This is a genomic window from Bacillus sp. FSL K6-2865 (genome assembly GCF_040311405.1).
In the GTDB taxonomy this organism is placed as follows: Bacteria; Bacillota; Bacilli; order Bacillales; family Bacillaceae; genus Bacillus; species Bacillus velezensis.
Genome location: NZ_CP152036.1, coordinates 892,501 through 913,433, shown reverse-complemented (window position 1 = coordinate 913,433; position 20,933 = coordinate 892,501). Strand labels below are relative to the sequence as shown.

Sequence of the window (20,933 nt, the reverse complement as noted above, 5' to 3'; positions counted from 1 at the left end):
TTACCAGCTCGCTTTTTTCACCCCGGGAATCCGGCCTTTATGGGCCAGCTCCCTGAATGCGATTCTGGACAGTTTAAATTTTCTCATATATCCGCGGGGCCGCCCCGTCAACGTACAGCGGTTATGAAGCCTGGCCGGAGCAGAATCACGCGGCAGTTTGCTCAGCGCTTCCCAGTCTCCTTTTGCCTTTAATTCTCTTCGGATGTCCGCATATTGTTCAACAAGCTTCTGCCGCTTGAGCTCTTTGATCACTTTTGATTTTTTTGCCATTTCAGCACCCCTAACAAATCGTAATAATTACGTTTTGTATCATATCATCCATATGAGCATCGTGCAAGCTAAGCGCTTAAAAAGGCGGGTGAATACCCGCCTTCACTGCCGGCATTTCCCCGAAATGAATCCGCAGAAAGCGCCCGCCGTCAATTATCCGCCTTGCGACGTCATCAGACTGTCGCTTTATTTCCTCTTGCAAAATGGTCGTTTCCCATTGCTTCACCCAGTCTGCGCTCAAGCTTTTTAGTCCGTTCATTCTGAAACGGCAGAAGCGGAAACACGAGTTCAGCCAGATAATAAGCTTCTTCCAGATGCGGGTAGCCTGAAAAGATAAACGTCTCAATGCCGAGTGCCTGATACTCTAAAATTCGAGCAGCGACAGTCTGCGGATCACCGACAAGCGCCGTGCCCGCTCCGCCTCTGACCAGTCCGATGCCGGCCCAGAGATTCGGGCTGATCTCAAGCTTCGAGCGGTCACCGTTATGGAGATCGGCCATCCGTTTTTGTCCCGATGAATCAGCGCGCCGAAGCGCAGCCTGCGCTTTCGCAATCGTCTCTTCGTCTAAGTGGCTGATTAATCGATCAGCCGCTTCCCATGCCTCTTCCTCAGTCTCCCGGACAATCACGTGAAGTCTGATACCAAAACGCATCGTCCTTCCTTCCTTGGCAGCCTGTTTTTTAACGGTTTCAATCTTTTCTTTTACCTGCTCCGGCGGCTCTCCCCATGTTAAATAGACATCTGTATGTTTCGCCGCAGCTTCAATTCCCGCCTGTGATGAACCGCCGAAATATAATGGCGGATGCGGAGACTGCTTTGGCGGAAACAGCAGATTGCTGTTTTCCACTTTGATATGGTCCCCTTCATATGTCACCGTTTCCCCCCGCATGAGTCCGCGCCAGACGGTTAAAAATTCTTCAGTCGCCTTATAACGTTCATCGTGGCTGATAAACATGCCGTCTCCCGCCAGTTCATAAGGATCTCCGCCCGCTACGACATTTACGAGCAAACGGCCGTCTGACAGCCGATCCATTGTCGACGCCATTCTCGCAGCGACAGACGGCTGCATCAGTCCCGGACGGACCGCCACTAAAAATTTCAAGTCACTCGTTTCCCTCGCTAAAGCGGCAGCCGTCAGCCACGGGTCTTCACATGATCTCCCCGTCGGCAGCAGAACCCCCGTATACCCGAGTCTGTCCGCCGCCTGTGCCACTTGCTTAAAATAAAGATGATCCGCCGTTCTCCCTCCCGTTTGCGTCCCTAAATACCGGCCGTCACCATGCGTCGGAATAAACCAAAGAATCTCCATATGAATCTCTCCTTTTTTAATAGGTTACCCTTCATAACTGTTCCGCCATTTTAATAGTTTCCGTTCGAGCATTCTGACCAATGCATCTGTCAGCTTGCCGACAGCCGCAAAAATGATAATGCCGACAAACACCTTATTTGTCTGTGAAAATTGTCTGGCATCCATAATCATATAACCGACGCCCTCGCTCGATCCCATCAGTTCCGCCACCACGAGACCGAGCCACGCAATGCCTAGAGAGAGCCTGATGCCGAGCAGGATATTCGGCAGAGATGCCGGAAGAATTAATTTCGTCATCTGCTGATACCAGTTAAATTCCAGCACCCGCGCGACGTCAAACAGCTTCGCGTCCACACTGCGGATTCCGAGAAACGTATTAATGTACACGGGGAAAAATGCCCCTAATGCGATCAGCAGAATTTTTGATGTCTCATCAAACCCGAACCACAAAATAAACAGAGGAGTCACGGCCAAGTGCGGAACCGTTCTGAGCATTTGCAGAGACGGATCTAGATATGCTTCCGTCCGCTTTGAGAAACCGACCAGCAGCCCGAAAACAAGTCCGAGGCCCGCGCCAAGCAGAAATCCGGCAGCAGCCCTGTATAAACTGATCTCTAAATGACCCCAAAGTTCACCTGAAAGAAGAAGTTCCTGAAACGTCTGCAAGATGACGACAGGTGAGGGGAGCACCGTGGCCGAGACGATGCCCAGACTTGCGATAAACTGCCATACTGCGATGACCGCAGCCGGGAGTACAATCCCTTTCATCCATTGGTATGAATACTTCCGGGATCTTGCCAGAGCTTTCTTTTCTGATTGGCTTATTGCGCTGGCAGCCGTTGATGCTTCTGCTTTCATTACTTGCCATCCCCCGTTTCAAGCGCTTTTTTAATAAATGAATTGTCGACAACGTCTTTTACATGAATTTTCTTATGAATCGCTTTTGTTTGATATTGAAAATCAGCGGTTTCCTGCTGGGCTTTGACAATATCATCATTGATCGGTTCATTGAGAGGCTCAGTATTGTTAAGCACGTTTCTGACGACTTTCGGATCAAGATGTTTGATTTTCGCATATAAGGAGACAGCTTCATCTTTGTGTTCCTTTTGCCATGCAACTGCTTTATTGAGCACTTTCAGAAAACGGACCACCTCATCCGGGTGTTCTTTGGAAAATCCCGTTCTGACTAACGTGAAACCGGGAGAATATAAATCTGTGCTTTCTCCGTTCGCCAATATTTCCGCCCCGTGCTGCAGCGTTTCAATCGACAAATACGGCTCCCAAATGGACCATGCGTCAACTGATTTGTTTTCAAAAGCGGAAACCGCCTCATCAGGCTGAAGCTGGATGATGGTGACGTCATCGGCGGAAAGCCCCGCTTTATCTAAAGCTTTATAGAGAAAATCAAAGCCGCTGCTGCCTTTGGCTACAGCGATTTTTTTACCTTTCAATTCTTTCAGGCTCTGAATCCCGCTGCCCTTGTTTACGAGAATGCCGTTTGCCTTTAACCCGTCCTGAGACAGCCCGATCTCTTTAAAATCAATCCCTGCCGCCTGACCGGAAATGACCGGTGAATTGCCGACCTGGGAAAAATCAAGCTTATCGGCGGCAAGACCTTCAAACTGCGGAGGACCGCTTTGGAATTCGACCCATTTTACTTTTATTCCGTCTTTTTTGAAGGCCTCTTCAAACCAGCCTTTTTCCTTGGCAATGAGAAGCGGGCTTAAACTCTGCTGGATGCCGATCCGGATTTCTTTCACCGTTTTCCCGCTCCCTCCTGTCCTGTCTGCACTGCATCCGGCTGACATCATGACTGCTGCGGCTAAAAGAATGATGATTTTTTTCACTTCGCTTCGTCCCTTCTATATTCCGGACCCATCCGCAAACCGGAGGTCTTCCGTTTTCTCAAATTCAGAAAGCACCTTCTGCCGGACGGCCTGAAAATCCGCTGACGTCCGATTGCGCGGATGCCGAAGCTGAATCGGCATCAGGCTGTGCAGCCGGCCGGGCTTTGCCCTGAGGATCGCCAGCTTATCGCCTAAATAGACGGATTCATCAATATCATGCGTGACCAGAATCATCGTCGTTTTTTTCTCGCGCCATATATCAAGCAGCACATCCTGCAAATGTTTTCTCGTAAAAGCGTCAAGCGCCCCGAACGGTTCATCTAAAAGCAGCACCTCCGGCTCGCGCAAAAGGGCTCTGGCGATGGCGACCCGCTGCGACATGCCGCCGGATAATTCGCGCGGATAAGCGTTCTCCGCTCCCTGCAGCCTGACAACCTCAATCAGATCATCCACTTTTTTCCGAACGGCCGGGTCGTTCATATTGAGATCGGCAGCGATGTTTTGTTTTACCGTCAGCCAGGGAAACAGCCGGTGCTCCTGAAAGATAAATCCCTGCCGGATGCCCGGTCCCGACACATTGCGGCCGTTTATTGTGACAGAGCCTTTATAATCGGTATCAAGACCGGCAATCAATTTTAAAAGCGTGCTTTTGCCGCATCCGCTCGGACCGATGACAGTCAAAAATTCTCCCGATGCAATTGAAAGCTCAATATCATTCAGCACCGGCGTTTTCCGGCCTTCATACTCAAAAGCTTTTTCTTGTATGCTGATGGTTACAGCCATCTGTCTTCCCCTCTCCTCCTGCCGCGCGCGATCGAAAAACAAAAAGGCCCCCATCTCCGATTGCTTGCAGAGATGGGAGCCTTCGGCGGTCCGATCGGCAACCCGTTTGTTTTTAAATTTGAATATCATGTTAATTCAAATTATTCCGACTTGTCAACTGTTTTTTATAAGGATTAAAATACGCCCTCCGGCATAACCCTGCCAGAGAGCGCATCGGCTGTATCACGTATTTACTTCCTTTTCTTGACGGGCGATTTTCAATAATGTCCGCGCGTTGTTGCCGAAAATGTTTTCTATATCTTCTTCCCGCATATTGATTTCCCGGCAGGTCCTCACCTGCTCCTGAAGATATCTGTATACATATCCTCTCGGAAATCCGTTCGAATCCGTCCCGAAGATGATCCGTTCAGCACCGATTAATTCAGATGTCTTTCGAAACAGAATTTCCAAATCAAGCGGGTACGGCATCCACCTCATCCACTGATTTGAGCCGGACGTGTCAATATACACATTCGGGCAGCTCCAGCACAGCTGCAGCAGTTCCTGATAATATCCGGCGCCGAAATGCGGAATGATGAACGGAATATCAGCATACTCTCTCGCGACGCGGTAGATGGAGAGCGGGTTGATGTTGCGATGGCTGACAATGCCCCCCGCTCTTCCTAAAAGCCCGAAGTGAATTAATACAGGCAGCCTTTTGTCAGCCAGATACGTCCACAGCTTTTTCAGCGACGGATCATGAAAATCAATGTCTGTCAGCGGCCCGAACAGTTTATATCCTTTCAGACCGAGCTCTTCTACCGCTCTTTTCAGCTCTTCATACGCATCCTCCCGCTCCAAAGGATGATATGCAAATCCGGTAAATCTCGCAGGATTGGCTTGAATAAACGCCGCCATCCGGTCATTGCTCTCTGCTGTTAAAAAATTCAGCACGTCAATGCCGTACTTATCTAATTCATTCTCCCATCTTGTCATCAAAGCGATTTCGCCGTCATCGCCCTCAACATCATGCGGATCAGGAAAATCCCAAGTCAGATTCATTCTATCTGACCGCTCCCGGTTATAATCGGAAAATGTCTTATCGTTTTTGCCGAAATAAAGGCTGTACGGCAGATGACCGTGAATATCGACAGGTTTAAAATGCTGCCGGAAAAGCATACAATCGCCGCCTCCCTTACCGCCTGACAATAAAAAAAGGCCCTTATCCAGTGAAGAATAAGAGCCTCTTGTGTCCAAGTCAGCGGTTTCTATTTTTCCTCATCTTAAACCCATTATTCCCGCCAGTCAAGTAGGCTTTAAAATCCAAACCATTTTTTCGATAATAAAAATAATTATTTTATAATCATTATAAAATAATATTGACTTTTTAATGATAGGTGATATTATGTTTTTATAAATCTAAAGAGGTGATCACATGAGTTCAAATAAATTGACAACCAGCTGGGGCGCTCCTGTCGGAGATAACCAAAACTCAATGACGGCCGGCGATCGCGGTCCTGCTTTAATACAAGACGTCCATCTGCTTGAGAAATTGGCGCACTTTAACAGAGAACGCGTTCCCGAGCGTGTCGTTCACGCAAAAGGCGCGGGCGCACACGGTTATTTTGAAGTCACAAATGACGTTACAAAATATACGAAAGCCGCATTTCTGTCAGAAGTCGGTAAACGCACGCCGCTCTTCATCCGTTTCTCAACCGTTGCGGGCGAACTGGGCTCTAGTGACACAGTGCGCGACCCGCGCGGATTTGCCGTTAAGTTTTATACAGAAGAAGGAAACTACGACATCGTCGGAAACAATACACCCGTGTTCTTCATCCGCGATGCCATCAAGTTCCCTGACTTTATCCATACACAAAAAAGAGATCCGAGAACACATCTGAAAAATCCAACGGCCGTTTGGGATTTCTGGTCTCTGTCGCCGGAATCCCTGCACCAGGTAACCATTCTGATGTCAGACCGGGGCATTCCGGCGACTCTTCGCCATATGCACGGATTCGGAAGCCATACATTTAAATGGACAAATGATAAAGGCGAAGGCGTCTGGATTAAATATCACTTTAAAACAGAGCAAGGCGTGAAAAACCTTGATGTTAATACAGCCGCAAAAATCGCGGGCGAAAATCCCGATTACCATACGGAAGATTTGTTCAATGCGATTGAAAACGGCGATTTCCCCGCATGGAAATTATATGTTCAAATCATGCCGTTAGAAGACGCAAACACATATCGCTTTGATCCGTTTGACGTCACAAAAGTATGGTCTCAAAAAGACTATCCGCTCATTGAAGTCGGCCGCATGGTTCTGAACCGCAATCCGGAAAATTACTTTGCGGAAGTAGAACAGGCGACGTTCTCTCCCGGCACATTAGTCCCCGGCGTCGACGTCTCACCTGACAAAATGCTTCAAGGCCGGTTGTTCGCATACCATGACGCGCATCGCTACCGTGTCGGCGCGAACCATCAGGCGCTGCCGATCAACCGTTCCCGCAATGAAGTGAAAAACTATCAGCGTGACGGACAAATGCGTTTTGATGATAACGGCGGCCGCTCCGTCTATTACGAGCCTAACAGCTTCGGCGGCCCGAAAGAGTCACCTGAAGATAAACAGGCGGCATATCCTGTATCAGGTTTCGCTGACAGTGTAAGCTATAATCATCATGATCATTACACACAAGCCGGCGACCTGTACCGCCTGATGAGTGAGGAAGAGCGCGCGCGCCTTGTTGCCAATATCGTCAGTGCGATGAAACCTGTGGAAAAAGAAGAAATTAAGCTGCGCCAGATCGGCCACTTCTACAAAGCTGATCCTGAATACGGCAGACGCGTTGCCGAAGGACTCGGACTGCCATCACCAAAATAACATCAAAAAACCTGCCGGTCTGCCCGGTAGGTTTTTCCTGTTTATTATCAATAAAACCGTTTTTTCTCAATTATATGAAGTGGCATGCCGCAAAATGATGAAGCCCTTTTTCTGACAGCGCCGGACTTTTCTCAGCACATATCTTCTTGGCTGCCGGGCATCTCGTTCGGAATTTACAGCCTGAAGGCGGATCAGAGGGGCTCGGTATATCACCCTTTAAAATTATCCGCTCCCTTTTCGCTCCGGGATCAGGAACAGGCACGGCTGATAACAGCGCTTTCGTATAAGGATGAAGCGGCCGTGAAAAGAGCTCCTCCTTTGACGCGTATTCCACAATCGTCCCTAAATACATAATGGCGACCTTCGTACATAAGTGCTCCACCACGCTTAAATCATGAGAAATGAACAAATATGACAGCCCGTGCTGTTTTTGAAGGCTGCTGAACAAATTCATCATCTGCGCCTGGATGGAGACATCTAACGCCGCCACGGGTTCATCCATAATGATAAATTGCGGCTTGAGCGCCATCGCTCTTGCAATCACGATCCGCTGCCGCTGCCCTCCGGAAAATTCATGCGGATAACGGTCGATAAAGTTTGCGGAAAGTCCGCAGGCTTCAAGAACTTCCGCCGCTTTATCACGCGCGTTCCGCTTCACCGCCAATTGATGCTCGATCATCGCTTCACCGATGGCTTCTCCGATCCGACGCCGGGGATTTAAAGAACTGAACGGATCTTGAAAGATGAGCTGCGCTTCTGATCTGAAAGTTTTGAGCTCGCGCCGACTCATCCGAAACACATCACGCCCCTGAAAAAACACCTCTCCCGCTGTTTTTTCATGAAGCCTCAAAATGGTCTTGCCGATTGATGACTTTCCGCTGCCCGATTCTCCCGCTAAGCCGAACACTTCTCCCTTTTCTATCGTAAAACTGACACCGTCGACCGCTTTTACGGGATTTTTGCGGGTCTTTCTCATCCCCCCATGCTCCTCGTAATATTTTTTCAGCCCCTTGACCTCCAGCAACACATCACCCATCTGCTTTCTCCTCTCTGTAAAGCCAGCACGCCGCCTGATGCCCCTTCCCGAATTCAGTAAAATGCGGGCTCGATTTCCGGCATATTTCCGTGCTGTGTTCACATCGCTCCGCAAAATAACAAGACGATCCCGACAGGTCCGCAAGCTCGGGGACCTGCCCCGGAATGGTGTACAGCATCTCCCTTCTTTGACCGATAACCGGCTTGGCCGCGAGCAGCCCTTTCGTATACGGATGCTTCGGATCAGAAAACAGCTTTGCAACCGGTCCTTCCTCCACAATTTTCCCCGCATACATGACAATCACATAATCAGCCATTTCAGCAACTACGCCAAGGTCATGAGTAATGAATAAAATAGACATGCGGAATTGCTTTTTCATATCCCTCAATAAATCCAATATCTGCGCCTGAATGGTTACGTCAAGCGCTGTCGTCGGCTCGTCGGCAATGATCAGTTTCGGTTCGCAGCTAAGCGCGACAGCCGTCATGATGCGCTGCAGCATGCCGCCGCTCAGCTCATGAGGATATTGGTGCATAACCTGCTCGGCATGCGGGATCTCCACTAACGTGATCAGTTCAACGGCCTTCCGCCATGCTTCTTTCTTACTCAGCAATAAATGTTCGCGAATCGGTTCGGCCAGCTGCTCACCGATTATAAACACCGGATTCAAAGATGTCATCGGTTCCTGAAATATCATCCCGATTTCGCTGCCGCGGATTTTCTGCATGTCTTTTGGTTTCAATTCCAACAGGTTCCGTCCGGAAAAATGCACTGCTCCCCGTTCGATTCTCCCCGTCTCGGGAATAAGCTGCATAATGGACAATGACGCCATGCTTTTCCCGCAGCCGGACTCCCCTACAATACAAACCGTTTCCTCCTCATGTATCGTAAAGCTGACATCGTCCACGGCCTTTACCGCCCCCTCCTCTGTATAAAAAGCCGTTTCCAAATGCATCACTTCTAAAAGCGGTTTTTTCATTTCATTTTCACCTGCCGTTTTACCTTAGGATCAAAAGCGTCTCTTAAACCGTCTCCAAGCAGATGAATCGCCACAACGGTCAGAAAAATGGCCGTTCCCGGCGGAATCCACAGCCACGGGCGGAGTGTAAAATCCATAAAATGATTCGCCGCTTCCATCATGTTTCCCCAAGAAGGTGTGGGCGGAGCAACGCCAAGCCCGAGAAAACTCAGCGCCGATTCACTCAGCATCGCTCCCGCCACATGCAAAGTCGCCGCTACCAGTAATAACGGCAATGTATTGGGAAGCAAATGATAGAGGATTTTCCGTTTATCACTAAGCCCCAAAACTTCCGCGGCCATCATAAACGGCTGCTCCTTCAGCGACAAAATCTGTCCGCGTACAAGCCGCGCCAGACCGGGCCATCCAATCAAGCTTAACATCATCATGATCAGGTACATCCTGTATTCAGAAGGCACTTTCCACTCCGACATCACCGCAGCCAAAATCAAAAGCAGCGGCAGGCCCGGGATGGACATGAGCATATCAGCGATGCGCATAATGATCATATCAGCGGCTCCCCGATAAAATCCGGCCGCAGCCCCGAGTAAAGAACCGATGACAAGCGACAGCACCATTGAAGCAAGCCCCACGGTCAGAGAAATCTGCCCCGCCAGCATCAGCCTCATCAGCACATCTCTCCCGTACTGGTCAGTTCCCAGCCAATGATGGATTCCCGGCTGCTGATTGGCATTTGAAATATCCGTCCGATCTGTTATGTACGGAGAAAAAGACGGCCCGATAAAGCACAATAAAAACATAAAACATAAGAAAAGAAGACTGATGACCGTCAGCTTATGCTGCAGCAGGCGGCGGTACGTCTGCTTCCAAAGAGAAGGCGGCACCCCTTTTTGTTTTTTCATTCCGAACACCCCCTATTTCAGCCTGACCCGCGGATCAACCGCGGCATAAGCGATATCCGCCAAGAAGTTCCCCACAATCGTTAAACAAGACAAAAACAAGGTAAACGCCATCAAAACCGGATAATCACGATAATGCACAGATTCCAGCTGAATACGTCCGACACCCGGCCACCCGAAAATCTGTTCAATAATGATGGCTCCGGAAAACAGTCCCGGCAGTTCAAAAGCAAGCAGGGTGATGGCCGGAATGAGCGCGTTTTTCAACGCATGTTTCCAGATGACGGTGCGCTCTTTCAATCCCTTCGCTCTCGCCGTTCTGATATAATCCTGTCTGATCACGTCCAGCATGCCGGAGCGGAAATACCTTGTCAGCGAGCCGATGCCGAGCATAGATAAAATCACGGTCGGAAGAATCATATGTCTGACGGCTTCAAGCACGTACGAAAAACCTGTACTCGTGCTTCCGGTATCAATCATCCCGCCGACGGGCAATATTTTCAAATCCACCCCCAACCACTTAATAAACAGAAGGCTGATAAAAAAAGACGGGAACGCCATGGAAGCAAATACAAGAAACGTCACGATCCCGTCAAACCATGAGTATTTCCTGACAGCGGATATGACACCCGTTATCATCGCGGCTGACCATGTGACAAGCAACGCCAAAAACGCGACAAAAAACGAATTCCAGACATATTTCCGAAGCAGTGACAGGACGTTCTCCTGATATTTCAAAGAAAACCCAAAATCTCCGCTGAGCACATTTCCGAGCCACGTCACATAGCGTTGCCAAATCGGCTGATCCAACCCGTAAAGCGCTTTTAACTCCTTCGCTCTTTCAGGAGTCAGGTTTACATTGGAATCAATATAGTCGCCCGGCAGCATGGCGAATAAGAAAAAAATAATAAAGGACGTACCGAATAAGATCACAAGCATTTGAATGAATCGTTCTGCGGCATACCGTTTCATAAAAAGCCCCTCCTTTCCGCTGAAAGGGCAAAATCCCCAGGATGCACCGGGTATTTTGCCCAACCGTTCTATTGAATTGAGACATTTGAGAGACTTGAACTGATTCCAGAATAATTGTCAGGCTCAAGCCCTTTTATTTTTCCGCTGACCGCCCTTGCGCTCTGACGGTAATGAATCAGAATGTAAGGCGGGTTTTCCCCGAGCTCCCGGTACAGCTGGTGATAAATCTCTTTTCTTTTGCTGATATCAAGCGTGCCGGCTCCTTTCTCTATCAGCCGGTCCGCTTTCGGATTGGAATACCCCGTTACATTATTGGGATGGCCGGAAGCCAGCTTTTCCACCGTGTCATTCGGATCAAGAATCTGCGAGGTGGAAACGGCGGCAAGGTCATATTGTTTGTCATTTATTTTCGCTACTTCTGTATTAAAATCCATCACTTCCGGTTTTAATGCGATTCCGATGTCCGCGTAATTTTCTTTCGCGATCGGAATAAAATCATCATCCGCTTTAGACGTGTAATAGCTGATTTCAAGCTTTTTGCCGTTTTTTTCACGTACACCGTCTTTGCCCGTTTTCCAGCCCGCTTCATCGAGAAGCTTTTTGGCTTTTTCAGGGTTAAACTCATACCGATTAACACCTTTGTCATCATAAGCCCACGAAACCGGAGACACCGGAACATTCGCGACCTCTCCGTAGCGTTTAAAGCGGACATCGACGATTTTTTGACGGTCAAGTCCGTAAATAAGCGCCTGGGACACTTTCTTATCTTGAAAAGGCGGACGCTTGTGATTGACGTACACAAGCCCGTAATCATTCACGACAGATATGCTTATATTGGCAAAACCGAGACTTTTTAAATGCTGAACCGTATCATCATCAGGTGAGAAAGAAGCGTAATCAAGGTCACCCGTTTCAAACAGCTGAAGGGAAGTTGACGGATCGATAATTTTATAAATCAGCTTTTCCGTTTTCGGTTTTCCGGCATAATAGTGTTCATTAGCCTGATAGCGTATTTCCTGTCCCGGAAGGTATTCTGTAAATTGATAAGGTCCCGCTCCGAGCGGTTTGGCATAAAGCTCTTTTAAATAGTCCAGTTTGCCGAATTGATATTTCTTCCCGTAGTAGGCTTCTGACAGCACCTGCCCTCCCAAAAGAAGCAGCGACTTCGCACTGACTTTCTCAGTCGTGATTTGAATGGTTCTGTCATTAAGGACGCGAATGCCCTCTATCGTCTTTGCCTTTCCTTCTTTGTAAGCCTTACCGCCTTTAATATAGGCCGTGGTGATATCTTCATAGCCCGCGTATGCAGGATCATGCAGCAGTGTTAGAGTGAATGCGGCATCCTTTGCGGTCAGCGGTGAACCGTCGCTGAAAACGAGATTTTTTCTTAAACGGAACGTGTAGGTAAGCTGATCTTTGGAAATATTCCAGCTTTCCGCAAGAGCCGGGGCAGGCTTCCCCATTTTATCCAGTTTGACTAACGGTTCAAAAATAGGATCTGTCGCATTTCCATCCCAGCCGTTTTCGTAGAAGTACGGCAGAAACACACCGCCCGGCGTGGAAATCCCAGCAACAAAAGTGTCAGTTCTGGCTTTCGATTTAGCGGGAATGGCCGCCGGATGAGAAGCTTTAAATTCCTTTGTCTTGACATGGGCAATACGTGTTTCTTCCTTTTTATCCGCCGCAGATGACGGTTCTTCCCCGGCGCTCCCTAACGCGCACCCTGATAACATGATGGATACCGACAGCGCGAGTACCGTTGTTTTTATCCTCCATTTTCTCTCCTTCATCTTTATCGAACCCCCGCATGCTTTTCATCTATCTTTATATAAATCTGCTCCATCTGTTCCTCATTTCTCATAATCTCCCGTTTGTTTTTCTCTACAAGCAGTTCGAAATTCAATGTGTATTTTCTGTACTTTTTTCGTTTTTTGCTCTTTTTGCGCACATGTGATACCTTTTTTAACGCCACTTTTCATCCCTCCGCTTTTCATTTCATTCATGACTTTCACGCAAAAAAGGCCCTTATCTGTTTAAAAGATAAGAGCCTTCGGTGATCCGATCAGCCATCGTTTGGAAATATGTAATGATTATGTTAATTCATACAATCACTACCTGTCAACTATAATTTAAAATATCGTTTCCTTCCGGGGGTTTTCCTCATACACTCTCTCATTTTTCCGCATATGCTAGAAAACATAGCAGAGTACAAGTGAAAGTGAGTGAGAATGTGGAAAAGACAACATTGACCGGTCGCATCGTCAAAAAAGATGACCCGGACTATAATGCTGCAAGAACCAATATCAATTTGAGCCTGCAAAGATATCCAGACATCATTGTGTTTTGTCAAAACAAACATGACGCCCTCAATGCGCTGAGATGGGCGCGTGAGAACAATGTGCCTTTCCGTATCAGAGGCGGAAGACACAGCTACGAAAACTTTTCCCTGTTAAATGACGGACTAGTCATTGATCTCAGTGAAATGAAGAAAATAAGAGTAAATGAGGATAAGCGGCTGGTCTCGATTGAAGCGGGAGCCGAATTGGGGGAAGTCTACCGCACACTCTGGCGGTACGGCTTGACCCTTCCTGCGGGAACCATTGCGAATGTGGGAATCACGGGGCTGACGCTCGGGGGAGGAATCGGATATTTAACAAGGACAGCCGGACTTACTTGCGATCGTCTCCTCCAGCTCGAAATGATCATAGCGGACGAAAAAGCGGGTGCTGACTTGATCACAGTCAACCGTTCAAAGCACTCTGATCTATTTTGGGCGTCTCAGGGAGGAGGGGGAGGCAACTTCGGCATTGTCACATCCATGATGTTTAAAGCCGTGCCGATCTCGTGCGTGTCTGTTTTTTCTGTCACTTGGGGCTGGGATGATTTTGAGGAAGTATTTAACACATGGCAGCGCTGGGCTCCATTTACAGACAACCGGCTTACCTCATCAATTCAGTTTTGGCCTAAGGAAGTCAACCGCATAGAAGCGCTCGGTCAATTTACCGGGACAAAGGATGAGCTGAAAGAACTGCTGGCTCCGTTAATGAAAGCGGGAAAACCGGCAAGCGGCATGGTCAAGACAGTGCCATTTATTAAAGCGGCAGCCTTTTTTAACAGCCCGGGAGGCAATCAGCCGCAAAAGATGAAGCGGTCAGGATCCTTTATTGAAAAACCATTATCAACACGCGCGATTTCCACTTTAAAGCGCTATTTAGAGCACGCTCCGAACGAAAACGCCAGTGTGTGGCAGCAATCTCTCGGCGGGGCGGCCGGACGGATCGCTCCGGACCAAACGGCATTCTACTATCGCAACGCAATCATTGCCCAAGAATATATTACAACTTGGACATCTGCTGAAGAAGAAAGACAAAATGTCCGCTGGATCGAAGGACTGAGAACGTCCCTATCAAGAGAAACGATGGGAGATTACGTGAATTGGCCTGATAGAGAAATCAGAAACTGGCTGCAAACGTATTACGGAGAAAATGTTCACCGCCTCCGTCAAGTCAAAACGAAATATGATCCGGAAAATATATTCCGCTTTGAACAGAGCATTCCGCCGCTTCGCCGTTCACCGTTTTTCTAAAAAAGATGAAGATGGGCAAACTCCATCCTCATCTTTTCTTTTATTGATATAAGCGGCTTCCCTTCTCTGCAAACTCTTTTGCTTTTTCTTTCAGCCCTTCGTTGACGGCCTCGTCTTCAGTAAGTCCGTTTTCCTTCGCATAATCACGAATATCCTGAGAAATTCTCATGCTGCAGAACTTCGGACCGCACATCGAACAGAAGTGAGCCGTTTTTGCGCCTTCAGCCGGCAGCGTTTCATCATGATATTCCATTGCTCTTTCAGGATCAAGAGACAAATGAAATTGATCACGCCACCGGAATTCAAACCTCGCCTTAGACAGAGCATCGTCACGGATCTGTGCACCCGGATGCCCTTTAGCAAGGTCTGCGGCATGTGCCGCGATTTTGTACGTGATGACACCTTCTCTTACATCATCACGATTCGGCAGCCCCAAATGCTCCTTCGGCGTGACATAGCAAAGCATCGCCGTCCCGTACCAGCCGATCATCGCCGCGCCGATTGCTGAAGTAATGTGGTCATAACCCGGAGCGATATCCGTCGTTAATGGCCCGAGCGTGTAAAAAGGCGCCTCTTTACAAATTTCCAGCTGCTTGTCCATGTTTTCCTTAATTTTATGCATCGGCACATGACCCGGTCCTTCGATCATCACTTGCACATCGTGCTTCCACGCAATCTCCGTCAATTCTCCGAGAGTCTCCAATTCCGCAAACTGCGCTTCATCATTGGCATCCGCAATCGAACCGGGGCGAAGCCCGTCACCAAGAGAAAAAGCGATATCATAGGTCTTCATGATTTCACAAATTTCTTCAAAATGCGTGTACAGAAAGCTTTCCTGATGATGAGCCAGGCACCATTGCGCCATAATCGCCCCCCCGCGGGATACGATTCCCGTCGTGCGTTTAGCCGTTAACGGGACGTAACGAAGCAGTACGCCGGCATGGATGGTGAAATAATCCACGCCCTGCTCCGCCTGCTCAATCAATGTGTCACGATAAATGTCCCACGTTAAATCCTCGGCAATGCCATTTACTTTTTCAAGCGCCTGATAAATCGGCACCGTCCCCACAGGCACGGGACAGTTGCGGATAATCCATTCACGCGTCGTATGAATGTCTTTTCCCGTGGATAAGTCCATCATCGTATCGGCGCCCCAGCGAATCGCCCACGTCATTTTTTCGACTTCTTCTTCGATAGAAGATGTAACAGCCGAGTTGCCGATATTGGCATTAATTTTCACATGAAAATTCCGGCCGATAATCATCGGCTCGCTTTCCGGGTGGTTGACGTTAGAAGGAATAATCGCCCGGCCGCTGGCTACCTCGTCTCTGACAAATTCGGGAGACACATGCTCACGTATTGCGATAAACTCCATTTCAGGCGTAATGATGCCTTTTCTCGCATAATGCAATTGTGTTACATTTTTCCCCGGCTTGGCCCGAAGCGGTTTCCGCTGTAGGCCGGGGTATTCAGCGGCACGGCCCTCTTTTTTATAACCGTTGTCTTCAGGTCTCACGGTCCGGCCATTATATTCTTCTACATCTCCGCGCCCGGTAATCCACTTTGTGCGGAGCGCCCCCAGCCCTTCATGAATATCAATCTGTACATCTGGGTCTGTATACGGCCCGCTCGTATCATAAACACGGACCGGCGCATTCTCCTCTTCCCCGAATGCCCCCGTAGTCGCACTCAGGCTGATTTCCCGCATCGGCACTCGTATATCGGGCGAAGAACCTTCTGCATAAACCTTTTTACTGCCGGAAAAACTCGACATAATGGAAATGTTCGCTTGCTGTACTGATTGATTTTGCATACAAATCTCTCCTTTATCATTTGAATAACAGAACCAAGCTCAGCACCAGCACAAAAAAACCGGGTTCAAAGAAGAACCCGGTTTTGCAGTCAGAAAGAAACTATTATTGTTTTCATCAACAATAATAAAACCTTTACTTCCCCACGCTGGTACGAACCAGATCAGGTCCAAAGGGTTAAGAAGCCGCCGCTTCTCTCTCAGCCCGCTCAGACGGGCACCCCCAGTAACTATTGATTTCGCTCTCATCGTAACATAAGTTGTGTACAAAAAAAAGCATATTATCAAAATTCAGATAACGGTACGGTCATAAGCTCTGTTTCCCGAACGCCTTTTTCGGTATTAAAAACCCGATAACCCTTTACGGTTTCCCTGGAAGAGACAGCCCGGAACAGCTGACCGTCTTTATAATGAAGCGCAGCGCCGTCATCAGCGGCATAGCCCTCCCTGAGTTTCTTTTCTGAAATCAGACGGTGATACACCGGCCGGCGCTCCGCTTCTCCGTCATAGTGCGGACAAAAGCTTCCCGGCAAAAATCCTAAAGCTCTTAACTCTCTCAAATCTCCAGCCGAATCCGTCAATCCTTCTTCATACCAGCAAATCGCCCCGGCGCTGAGACCCGCCAACATGATGCCGTTTTCCCAAGCCTCACGAAGAATAAGGTCAAGCCCCCACTCTTTCCATAAGACAAGCATATTGCGCGTATTTCCGCCGCCGACATATATAATATCTTTCTTCATGAGAAAGGATCTGAGATCAGAACCCGGCGGTTTAAACAGCGACAAGTGATCCGGCTCACCCCGCAGCTTTTGAAAGGCCTGATAAAACCTGCCGATATAATTCTCCGAATCTCCGCTTGCCGTCGGCAAAAAACAAATTTTCGGCTTTGACCGCGCCGACTGCTCTAAAATATACTGATCCAGCATAAGATAATCCGGCTCCATGGAAAAGCCCCCGCCGCCCATTGCAATAATCTGCTCCAATGTCATCACCTCTTTTTTCCTCTAGTATAACAGCTCATAAAAAGGCGTTATCCCCATTTCGGATACCGCCTTTAAAAAGTATTTGTTATCTAAAAAATGAAAACGCACCGTATAACACAACGGAGATCCCCGCGGCGATAAGCGCCGGAACAAGCTTCGAACGGGCATACTTCACAACATCGATCCCCAACACCGTACAGGTTGTCACCGTATTATCACTGAGAGGAGAAGCAAACGCTCCAAATGTTCCGCTCGCAAACACGGCCCCGATCGCTAATAATAAACTGGTATGTGACTGAACCGCCAGCGTTACGCCGAGCGGCATTAAAAGCCCCCAAGTCCCCCAAGATGACCCGATAAAATAGGATATAACAGCCCCCAGTATAAAAAGAGACGGCGCAATAAACATATGAGGGATCCATGACGTTAAATGAGAAGTAACATATTTCGAGAATCCCAGATCTTCAGATACTGCTGTTACGGCCCAAATCAGCGATAACATAATAATAACGTTGACCAATTCGTTTCCGCCCTTAATAAAATGGGTAACAAGCTCGCCTGCATGAAAACGCTGAAACATAAAAAGAGCAAATGCTGCAATAACCGCTGCCAATAATGCGGTTAACATGACGCCAAGCATATCGCTTTTGATAAAAGCATTCAAAAACCCTTGTGCTTTTGAATGGCCGTCCCACCAACTGAGAAAGAGTGTTAATAGCAAAAACAGCCCGATCGGAATGATTAAATTCCACGGCCGAATCGGTGTTTCCTTAATATAAGCACGGTGCGCCGAATCCAGCTCCTCCTGCTGGTCAGCATGATCATCACTTTCGAACATTCCCGTATGTCCATCGTGAATATCTGAGATCGTCCCTGTTTCCATGTTGAATGAACCTGAGCCTTTTGAAAGCAACACACCGCTGTTCCGCGGAATCGGTTCCGTATTTTTGTTATGTTTGCGAGCAGAAGTTTGTCCTTTTCTGTTTTTTCTAAGCTTTCGTCCGCTTTTTGTTTCTTAAAAAAGCAGTAATAAATTCCGACTACTATAATCACAATGGAGAAAAAATTGAAGGGAATACTTTTCACATACACCGTGTAAGCCGGCTGATCTATTCCTGACGTTTTGAGGGCCTGTCCGATAATGGAAACCATGTAGCCGACAAATGCCGTTGCTATCGGAATCAAGGCAATGACAGGGTTTGCCGTAAACTCAATGGCATACGCAATTTTCTGTTTCGACAGGTCCAGACGCTTGCTTAAAGCTTTCATGATCGGTGCAATTGTGACGATGCGAAAGTCCGGTTCACTGAACGTGCCAAATGTCGACAGCCATGCAAGCAGCATCGCACCTTTTTTGGTTTTAACTTTTTTACTGATCAAATGGACGAATCCTTTTATCCCGCCGGTCAGCTTTATAATCCCTACAAGGCCGGCAAATGAATATAGAAACACAATGATTCTAATATTATTGGTGACGACAATGTTGCTGATTACATATTGAACCATATGTTCAATCCCGCCAAGCAAGCTGGGATGCAAAAGATAGCTTCCGACCAGCAAACCGACAAACAGACCGGACTGCACTTGCTTTGTAATGATTGAAATGGGAATGACCAGAATAAATGGGATAAGACAAGTCCAAGTCCCTTCCATAAAAAACACCTCTTTCAAAGAACTTCTTGTTAGTATCTTTGAAAAAAGCGTATTTATACAATCTGCACGCGTATCATGTTTTCACAAGCCTTGGAGGATATTTTCACACAACAAAAAAGGCTTCTACATATTGTAGAAGCCTTTGTATACCGGTGGCCGGGGTCGAACCGGCACTCCAGAAGGAACACGATTTTGAGTCGTGCGCGTCTGCCAATTCCGCCACACCGGCATGTAATGCGTCGTGTTCAACCGACGTATATAAATATAACATGTATTTCATAAAACGTCAACGGTTTTAGCAAAGTTTTTTAAATGGTAATGCAGTATATACGATACAAGCAAGAAACTTATATTGATGGTCATTACGTTTTTATTATATAAAAAAAGTGATCTGCAATATGCAAATCACTCTCATATATGTTTTATAATGTGAAAACTGATGACCAATTTAACATAGTTCGTTCAAAGTTAAATTGGTGCCGAGGGCCGGACTTGAACCGGCACGGTAGTCACCTACCGCAGGATTTTAAGTCCTGTGTGTCTGCCAATTCCACCACCCCGGCAATAGAAAGGCGACACCCGGATTCGAACCGGGGATAAAGGTTTTGCAGACCTCTGCCTTACCACTTGGCTATGCCGCCGTAATTTGGAGCGGAAGACGGGATTCGAACCCGCGACCCCCACCTTGGCAAGGTGATGTTCTACCACTGAACTACTTCCGCAACATGTAAAAGAACTTAATACATCTTATGCTGTTGTTTTTTAAAAAATGCAACTGGGCTAGCTGGATTCGAACCAACGCATGACGGAGTCAAAGTCCGTTGCCTTACCGCTTGGCTATAGCCCAATGATAAAATGGGGCGATTGATGGGAATCGAACCCACGAGTGCCAGAGCCACAATCTGGTGCGTTAACCACTTCGCCACAACCGCCATAATCTGAAGATGAATAAATAAAATAGTGGCAGGGGCAGTAGGAATCGAACCCACACCGGAGGTTTTGGAGACCTCTGTTCTACCGTTAAACTATGCCCCTATTTAAAATGGTGGAGGGGGGCAGATTCGAACTGCCGAACCCTGAGGGAGCGGATTTACAGTCCGCCGCGTTTAGCCACTTCGCTACCCCTCCATCATTTAGAGTGCCGGCCAGAGGACTTGAACCCCCAACCTACTGATTACAAGTCAGTTGCTCTACCAATTGAGCTAGACCGGCAAATGGTGGCTCGGGACGGAATCGAACCGCCGACACACGGATTTTCAGTCCGTTGCTCTACCAACTGAGCTACCGAGCCTTTTTATAAATGGCGGTCCGGACGGGACTCGAACCCGCGACCTCCTGCGTGACAGGCAGGCATTCTAACCAACTGAACTACCGGACCATTTTTTTGGTTGCGGGGGCAGGATTTGAACCTGCGACCTTCGGGTTATGAGCCCGACGAGCTACCGAACTGCTCCACCCCGCGATGATAATGGTGGAGGATGACGGGCTCGAACCGCCGACCCTCTGCTTGTAAGGCAGATGCTCTCCCAGCTGAGCTAATCCTCCATCATATAAGTGACCCGTACGGGATTCGAACCCGTGTTACCGCCGTGAAAGGGCGGTGTCTTAACCGCTTGACCAACGGGCCCTGGTATTTTTTCGTTTGTTATGTATTGATAATTAGTGGCGGAGAGCAAGGGATTCGAACCCTTGAGACGGGGTTACCGCCTACACGATTTCCAATCGTGCTCCTTCGGCCACTCGGACAGCTCTCCATAAATGGCTCCGCAGGTAGGATTCGAACCTACGACCGATCGGTTAACAGCCGATAGCTCTACCACTGAGCTACTGCGGAATGAAGTCTGCCTGGCGATGTCCTACTCTCACAGGGGGAAACCCCCGACTACCATCGGCGCTGAAGAGCTTAACTTCCGTGTTCGGCATGGGAACGGGTGTGACCTCTTCG

The 20,933-nt window shown here is 48.2% G+C and carries 16 protein-coding genes, 16 tRNA genes, 1 rRNA gene, 1 pseudogene and 1 riboswitch (1 of these 35 running past the window's edge); of the genes and pseudogenes, 2 read left to right on the top strand and 32 right to left on the bottom strand.

Translation table 11 applies throughout. The features are described 5' to 3' along the window. The 6 genes from rpsN to NYE42_RS04500 form a co-directional block, all read right to left on the bottom strand. A complete protein-coding gene (gene rpsN, locus NYE42_RS04525; RefSeq protein ID WP_039062849.1) occupies positions 1-270 on the bottom strand; it encodes a 30S ribosomal protein S14 in 270 nt (89 codons plus the stop codon). A gap of 173 nt (positions 271-443) precedes the next feature. Continuing rightward, the gene (gene ssuD, locus NYE42_RS04520) at positions 444-1,580 is read right to left on the bottom strand and encodes an FMNH2-dependent alkanesulfonate monooxygenase (protein ID WP_352426793.1); all 1,137 of its coding nucleotides are present in this window, start codon (positions 1,578-1,580) and stop codon (positions 444-446) included. A gap of 24 nt (positions 1,581-1,604) precedes the next feature. Beyond that, the gene (locus NYE42_RS04515) at positions 1,605-2,438 is read right to left on the bottom strand and encodes an ABC transporter permease (RefSeq protein WP_352426792.1); all 834 of its coding nucleotides are present in this window, start codon (positions 2,436-2,438) and stop codon (positions 1,605-1,607) included. Continuing rightward, the gene (locus NYE42_RS04510) at positions 2,438-3,427 is read right to left on the bottom strand and encodes an aliphatic sulfonate ABC transporter substrate-binding protein (RefSeq protein ID WP_352426791.1); all 990 of its coding nucleotides are present in this window, start codon (positions 3,425-3,427) and stop codon (positions 2,438-2,440) included. Before NYE42_RS04510 ends, NYE42_RS04515 begins: the two co-directional genes overlap by 1 nt. Positions 3,428-3,442: 15 nt before the next feature. After that, the gene (locus NYE42_RS04505; protein WP_352426790.1) at positions 3,443-4,210 is read right to left on the bottom strand and encodes an ABC transporter ATP-binding protein; all 768 of its coding nucleotides are present in this window, start codon (positions 4,208-4,210) and stop codon (positions 3,443-3,445) included. 222 nt (positions 4,211-4,432) lie between these two features. Next, entirely contained in the window at positions 4,433-5,368 is a 936-nt protein-coding gene (locus NYE42_RS04500) for an amidohydrolase family protein (RefSeq protein ID WP_039062853.1), read from the bottom strand. A 256-nt stretch (positions 5,369-5,624) separates the two neighbouring features. Here NYE42_RS04500 and katA point away from each other — a divergent pair, with 256 nt between their 5' ends. Continuing rightward, positions 5,625-7,070: a catalase KatA gene (katA, locus tag NYE42_RS04495; RefSeq protein WP_003155420.1), complete on the top strand. Its 1,446-nt coding sequence runs from the start codon at positions 5,625-5,627 to the stop codon at positions 7,068-7,070. Positions 7,071-7,140: 70 nt separating this feature from the next. Here katA and NYE42_RS04490 read toward each other — a convergent pair whose 3' ends face one another. From NYE42_RS04490 to NYE42_RS04465, 6 genes are all read right to left on the bottom strand, one after another. Further along, complete coding sequence (locus NYE42_RS04490) at positions 7,141-8,106, bottom strand: ABC transporter ATP-binding protein (RefSeq protein WP_352426789.1); 966 nt, start codon at positions 8,104-8,106, stop codon at positions 7,141-7,143. Continuing rightward, positions 8,099-9,085 (bottom strand): ABC transporter ATP-binding protein, encoded by a 987-nt coding sequence (locus NYE42_RS04485; protein ID WP_352426788.1) that lies wholly within the window; start codon positions 9,083-9,085, stop codon positions 8,099-8,101. Before NYE42_RS04485 ends, NYE42_RS04490 begins: the two co-directional genes overlap by 8 nt. Then, on the bottom strand, positions 9,082-9,987 hold the full coding sequence (gene opp4C / locus NYE42_RS04480; RefSeq protein WP_144464976.1) for an oligopeptide ABC transporter permease: 906 nt from the start codon (positions 9,985-9,987) through the stop codon (positions 9,082-9,084). The genes NYE42_RS04485 and opp4C overlap by 4 nt, the downstream gene beginning before the upstream one ends. A 12-nt stretch (positions 9,988-9,999) precedes the next feature. Next, positions 10,000-10,956: an ABC transporter permease gene (locus tag NYE42_RS04475; RefSeq protein ID WP_241458076.1), complete on the bottom strand. Its 957-nt coding sequence runs from the start codon at positions 10,954-10,956 to the stop codon at positions 10,000-10,002. Between the two features lie 68 nt (positions 10,957-11,024). Further along, positions 11,025-12,746 carry an ABC transporter substrate-binding protein gene (locus tag NYE42_RS04470; protein ID WP_256683745.1) on the bottom strand — a complete coding sequence of 574 codons (1,722 nt, stop codon included), beginning with the start codon at positions 12,744-12,746 and terminating at the stop codon, positions 11,025-11,027. Positions 12,747-12,748: 2 nt separating this feature from the next. Beyond that, positions 12,749-12,928, bottom strand: a complete 180-nt coding sequence (locus NYE42_RS04465) for an FbpB family small basic protein (RefSeq protein WP_015417079.1) — start codon at positions 12,926-12,928, stop codon at positions 12,749-12,751. A gap of 258 nt (positions 12,929-13,186) precedes the next feature. Here NYE42_RS04465 and NYE42_RS04460 point away from each other — a divergent pair, with 258 nt between their 5' ends. After that, positions 13,187-14,542 carry an FAD-binding oxidoreductase gene (locus NYE42_RS04460; protein ID WP_144664197.1) on the top strand — a complete coding sequence of 452 codons (1,356 nt, stop codon included), beginning with the start codon at positions 13,187-13,189 and terminating at the stop codon, positions 14,540-14,542. Positions 14,543-14,582: 40 nt separating this feature from the next. Here the strand turns inward: NYE42_RS04460 and thiC are convergent, their stop codons facing one another. From thiC to rrf, 20 genes and pseudogenes are all read right to left on the bottom strand, one after another. After that, entirely contained in the window at positions 14,583-16,355 is a 1,773-nt protein-coding gene (gene thiC / locus NYE42_RS04455) for a phosphomethylpyrimidine synthase ThiC (RefSeq protein ID WP_042634986.1), read from the bottom strand. Positions 16,356-16,476: 121 nt separating this feature from the next. Beyond that, positions 16,477-16,587: riboswitch (TPP riboswitch) on the bottom strand. A 49-nt stretch (positions 16,588-16,636) separates the two neighbouring features. Beyond that, positions 16,637-17,335 (bottom strand): peptidase E, encoded by a 699-nt coding sequence (locus tag NYE42_RS04450; protein WP_352426787.1) that lies wholly within the window; start codon positions 17,333-17,335, stop codon positions 16,637-16,639. A gap of 85 nt (positions 17,336-17,420) precedes the next feature. Beyond that, positions 17,421-18,988, bottom strand: a pseudogene (locus tag NYE42_RS04445) (Na+/H+ antiporter NhaC family protein). Between the two features lie 147 nt (positions 18,989-19,135). Beyond that, positions 19,136-19,217, bottom strand: a tRNA-Leu gene (locus tag NYE42_RS04440). Between the two features lie 245 nt (positions 19,218-19,462). After that, a tRNA-Leu gene (locus tag NYE42_RS04435) sits at positions 19,463-19,551 on the bottom strand. Between the two features lie 7 nt (positions 19,552-19,558). Then, positions 19,559-19,629, bottom strand: a tRNA-Cys gene (locus NYE42_RS04430). Positions 19,630-19,635: 6 nt separating this feature from the next. Next, positions 19,636-19,710: transfer RNA gene (locus NYE42_RS04425), tRNA-Gly, on the bottom strand. Positions 19,711-19,763: 53 nt separating this feature from the next. Continuing rightward, positions 19,764-19,835 (bottom strand) — tRNA-Gln (locus NYE42_RS04420). A gap of 9 nt (positions 19,836-19,844) precedes the next feature. Then, positions 19,845-19,920: transfer RNA gene (locus NYE42_RS04415), tRNA-His, on the bottom strand. Between the two features lie 29 nt (positions 19,921-19,949). Beyond that, positions 19,950-20,023: transfer RNA gene (locus tag NYE42_RS04410), tRNA-Trp, on the bottom strand. Positions 20,024-20,031: 8 nt separating this feature from the next. Then, positions 20,032-20,116 (bottom strand) — tRNA-Tyr (locus tag NYE42_RS04405). Between the two features lie 11 nt (positions 20,117-20,127). Next, a tRNA-Thr gene (locus NYE42_RS04400) sits at positions 20,128-20,200 on the bottom strand. 3 nt (positions 20,201-20,203) lie between these two features. Continuing rightward, positions 20,204-20,279: transfer RNA gene (locus NYE42_RS04395), tRNA-Phe, on the bottom strand. Positions 20,280-20,289: 10 nt separating this feature from the next. After that, a tRNA-Asp gene (locus tag NYE42_RS04390) sits at positions 20,290-20,366 on the bottom strand. 7 nt (positions 20,367-20,373) lie between these two features. Then, positions 20,374-20,450, bottom strand: a tRNA-Met gene (locus NYE42_RS04385). Between the two features lie 7 nt (positions 20,451-20,457). Then, positions 20,458-20,533, bottom strand: a tRNA-Val gene (locus tag NYE42_RS04380). Positions 20,534-20,543: 10 nt separating this feature from the next. After that, positions 20,544-20,615: transfer RNA gene (locus NYE42_RS04375), tRNA-Glu, on the bottom strand. Positions 20,616-20,651: 36 nt separating this feature from the next. Beyond that, positions 20,652-20,742: transfer RNA gene (locus NYE42_RS04370), tRNA-Ser, on the bottom strand. 5 nt (positions 20,743-20,747) lie between these two features. Then, positions 20,748-20,822, bottom strand: a tRNA-Asn gene (locus NYE42_RS04365). A gap of 9 nt (positions 20,823-20,831) precedes the next feature. Further along, positions 20,832-20,933, bottom strand: a 5S ribosomal RNA gene (gene rrf, locus NYE42_RS04360); it runs 14 nt beyond the window's last position.

Excerpts from the sequence above, each read along its gene's own strand:
- rpsN (WP_039062849.1), bottom strand. The coding sequence starts at position 270 with ATGGCAAAAAAATCAAAAGTGATCAAAGAGCTCAAGCGGCAGAAGCTT.
- ssuD (WP_352426793.1), bottom strand. The coding sequence starts at position 1,580 with ATGGAGATTCTTTGGTTTATTCCGACGCATGGTGACGGCCGGTATTTA.
- NYE42_RS04515 (WP_352426792.1), bottom strand. The coding sequence starts at position 2,438 with ATGAAAGCAGAAGCATCAACGGCTGCCAGCGCAATAAGCCAATCAGAA.
- NYE42_RS04505 (WP_352426790.1), bottom strand. The coding sequence starts at position 4,210 with ATGGCTGTAACCATCAGCATACAAGAAAAAGCTTTTGAGTATGAAGGC.
- NYE42_RS04500 (WP_039062853.1), bottom strand. The coding sequence starts at position 5,368 with ATGCTTTTCCGGCAGCATTTTAAACCTGTCGATATTCACGGTCATCTG.
- katA (WP_003155420.1), top strand. The coding sequence starts at position 5,625 with ATGAGTTCAAATAAATTGACAACCAGCTGGGGCGCTCCTGTCGGAGAT.
- NYE42_RS04490 (WP_352426789.1), bottom strand. The coding sequence starts at position 8,106 with ATGGGTGATGTGTTGCTGGAGGTCAAGGGGCTGAAAAAATATTACGAG.
- NYE42_RS04485 (WP_352426788.1), bottom strand. The coding sequence starts at position 9,085 with ATGAAAAAACCGCTTTTAGAAGTGATGCATTTGGAAACGGCTTTTTAT.
- opp4C (WP_144464976.1), bottom strand. The coding sequence starts at position 9,987 with ATGAAAAAACAAAAAGGGGTGCCGCCTTCTCTTTGGAAGCAGACGTAC.
- NYE42_RS04475 (WP_241458076.1), bottom strand. The coding sequence starts at position 10,956 with ATGAAACGGTATGCCGCAGAACGATTCATTCAAATGCTTGTGATCTTA.
- NYE42_RS04470 (WP_256683745.1), bottom strand. The coding sequence starts at position 12,746 with ATGAAGGAGAGAAAATGGAGGATAAAAACAACGGTACTCGCGCTGTCG.
- thiC (WP_042634986.1), bottom strand. The coding sequence starts at position 16,355 with ATGCAAAATCAATCAGTACAGCAAGCGAACATTTCCATTATGTCGAGT.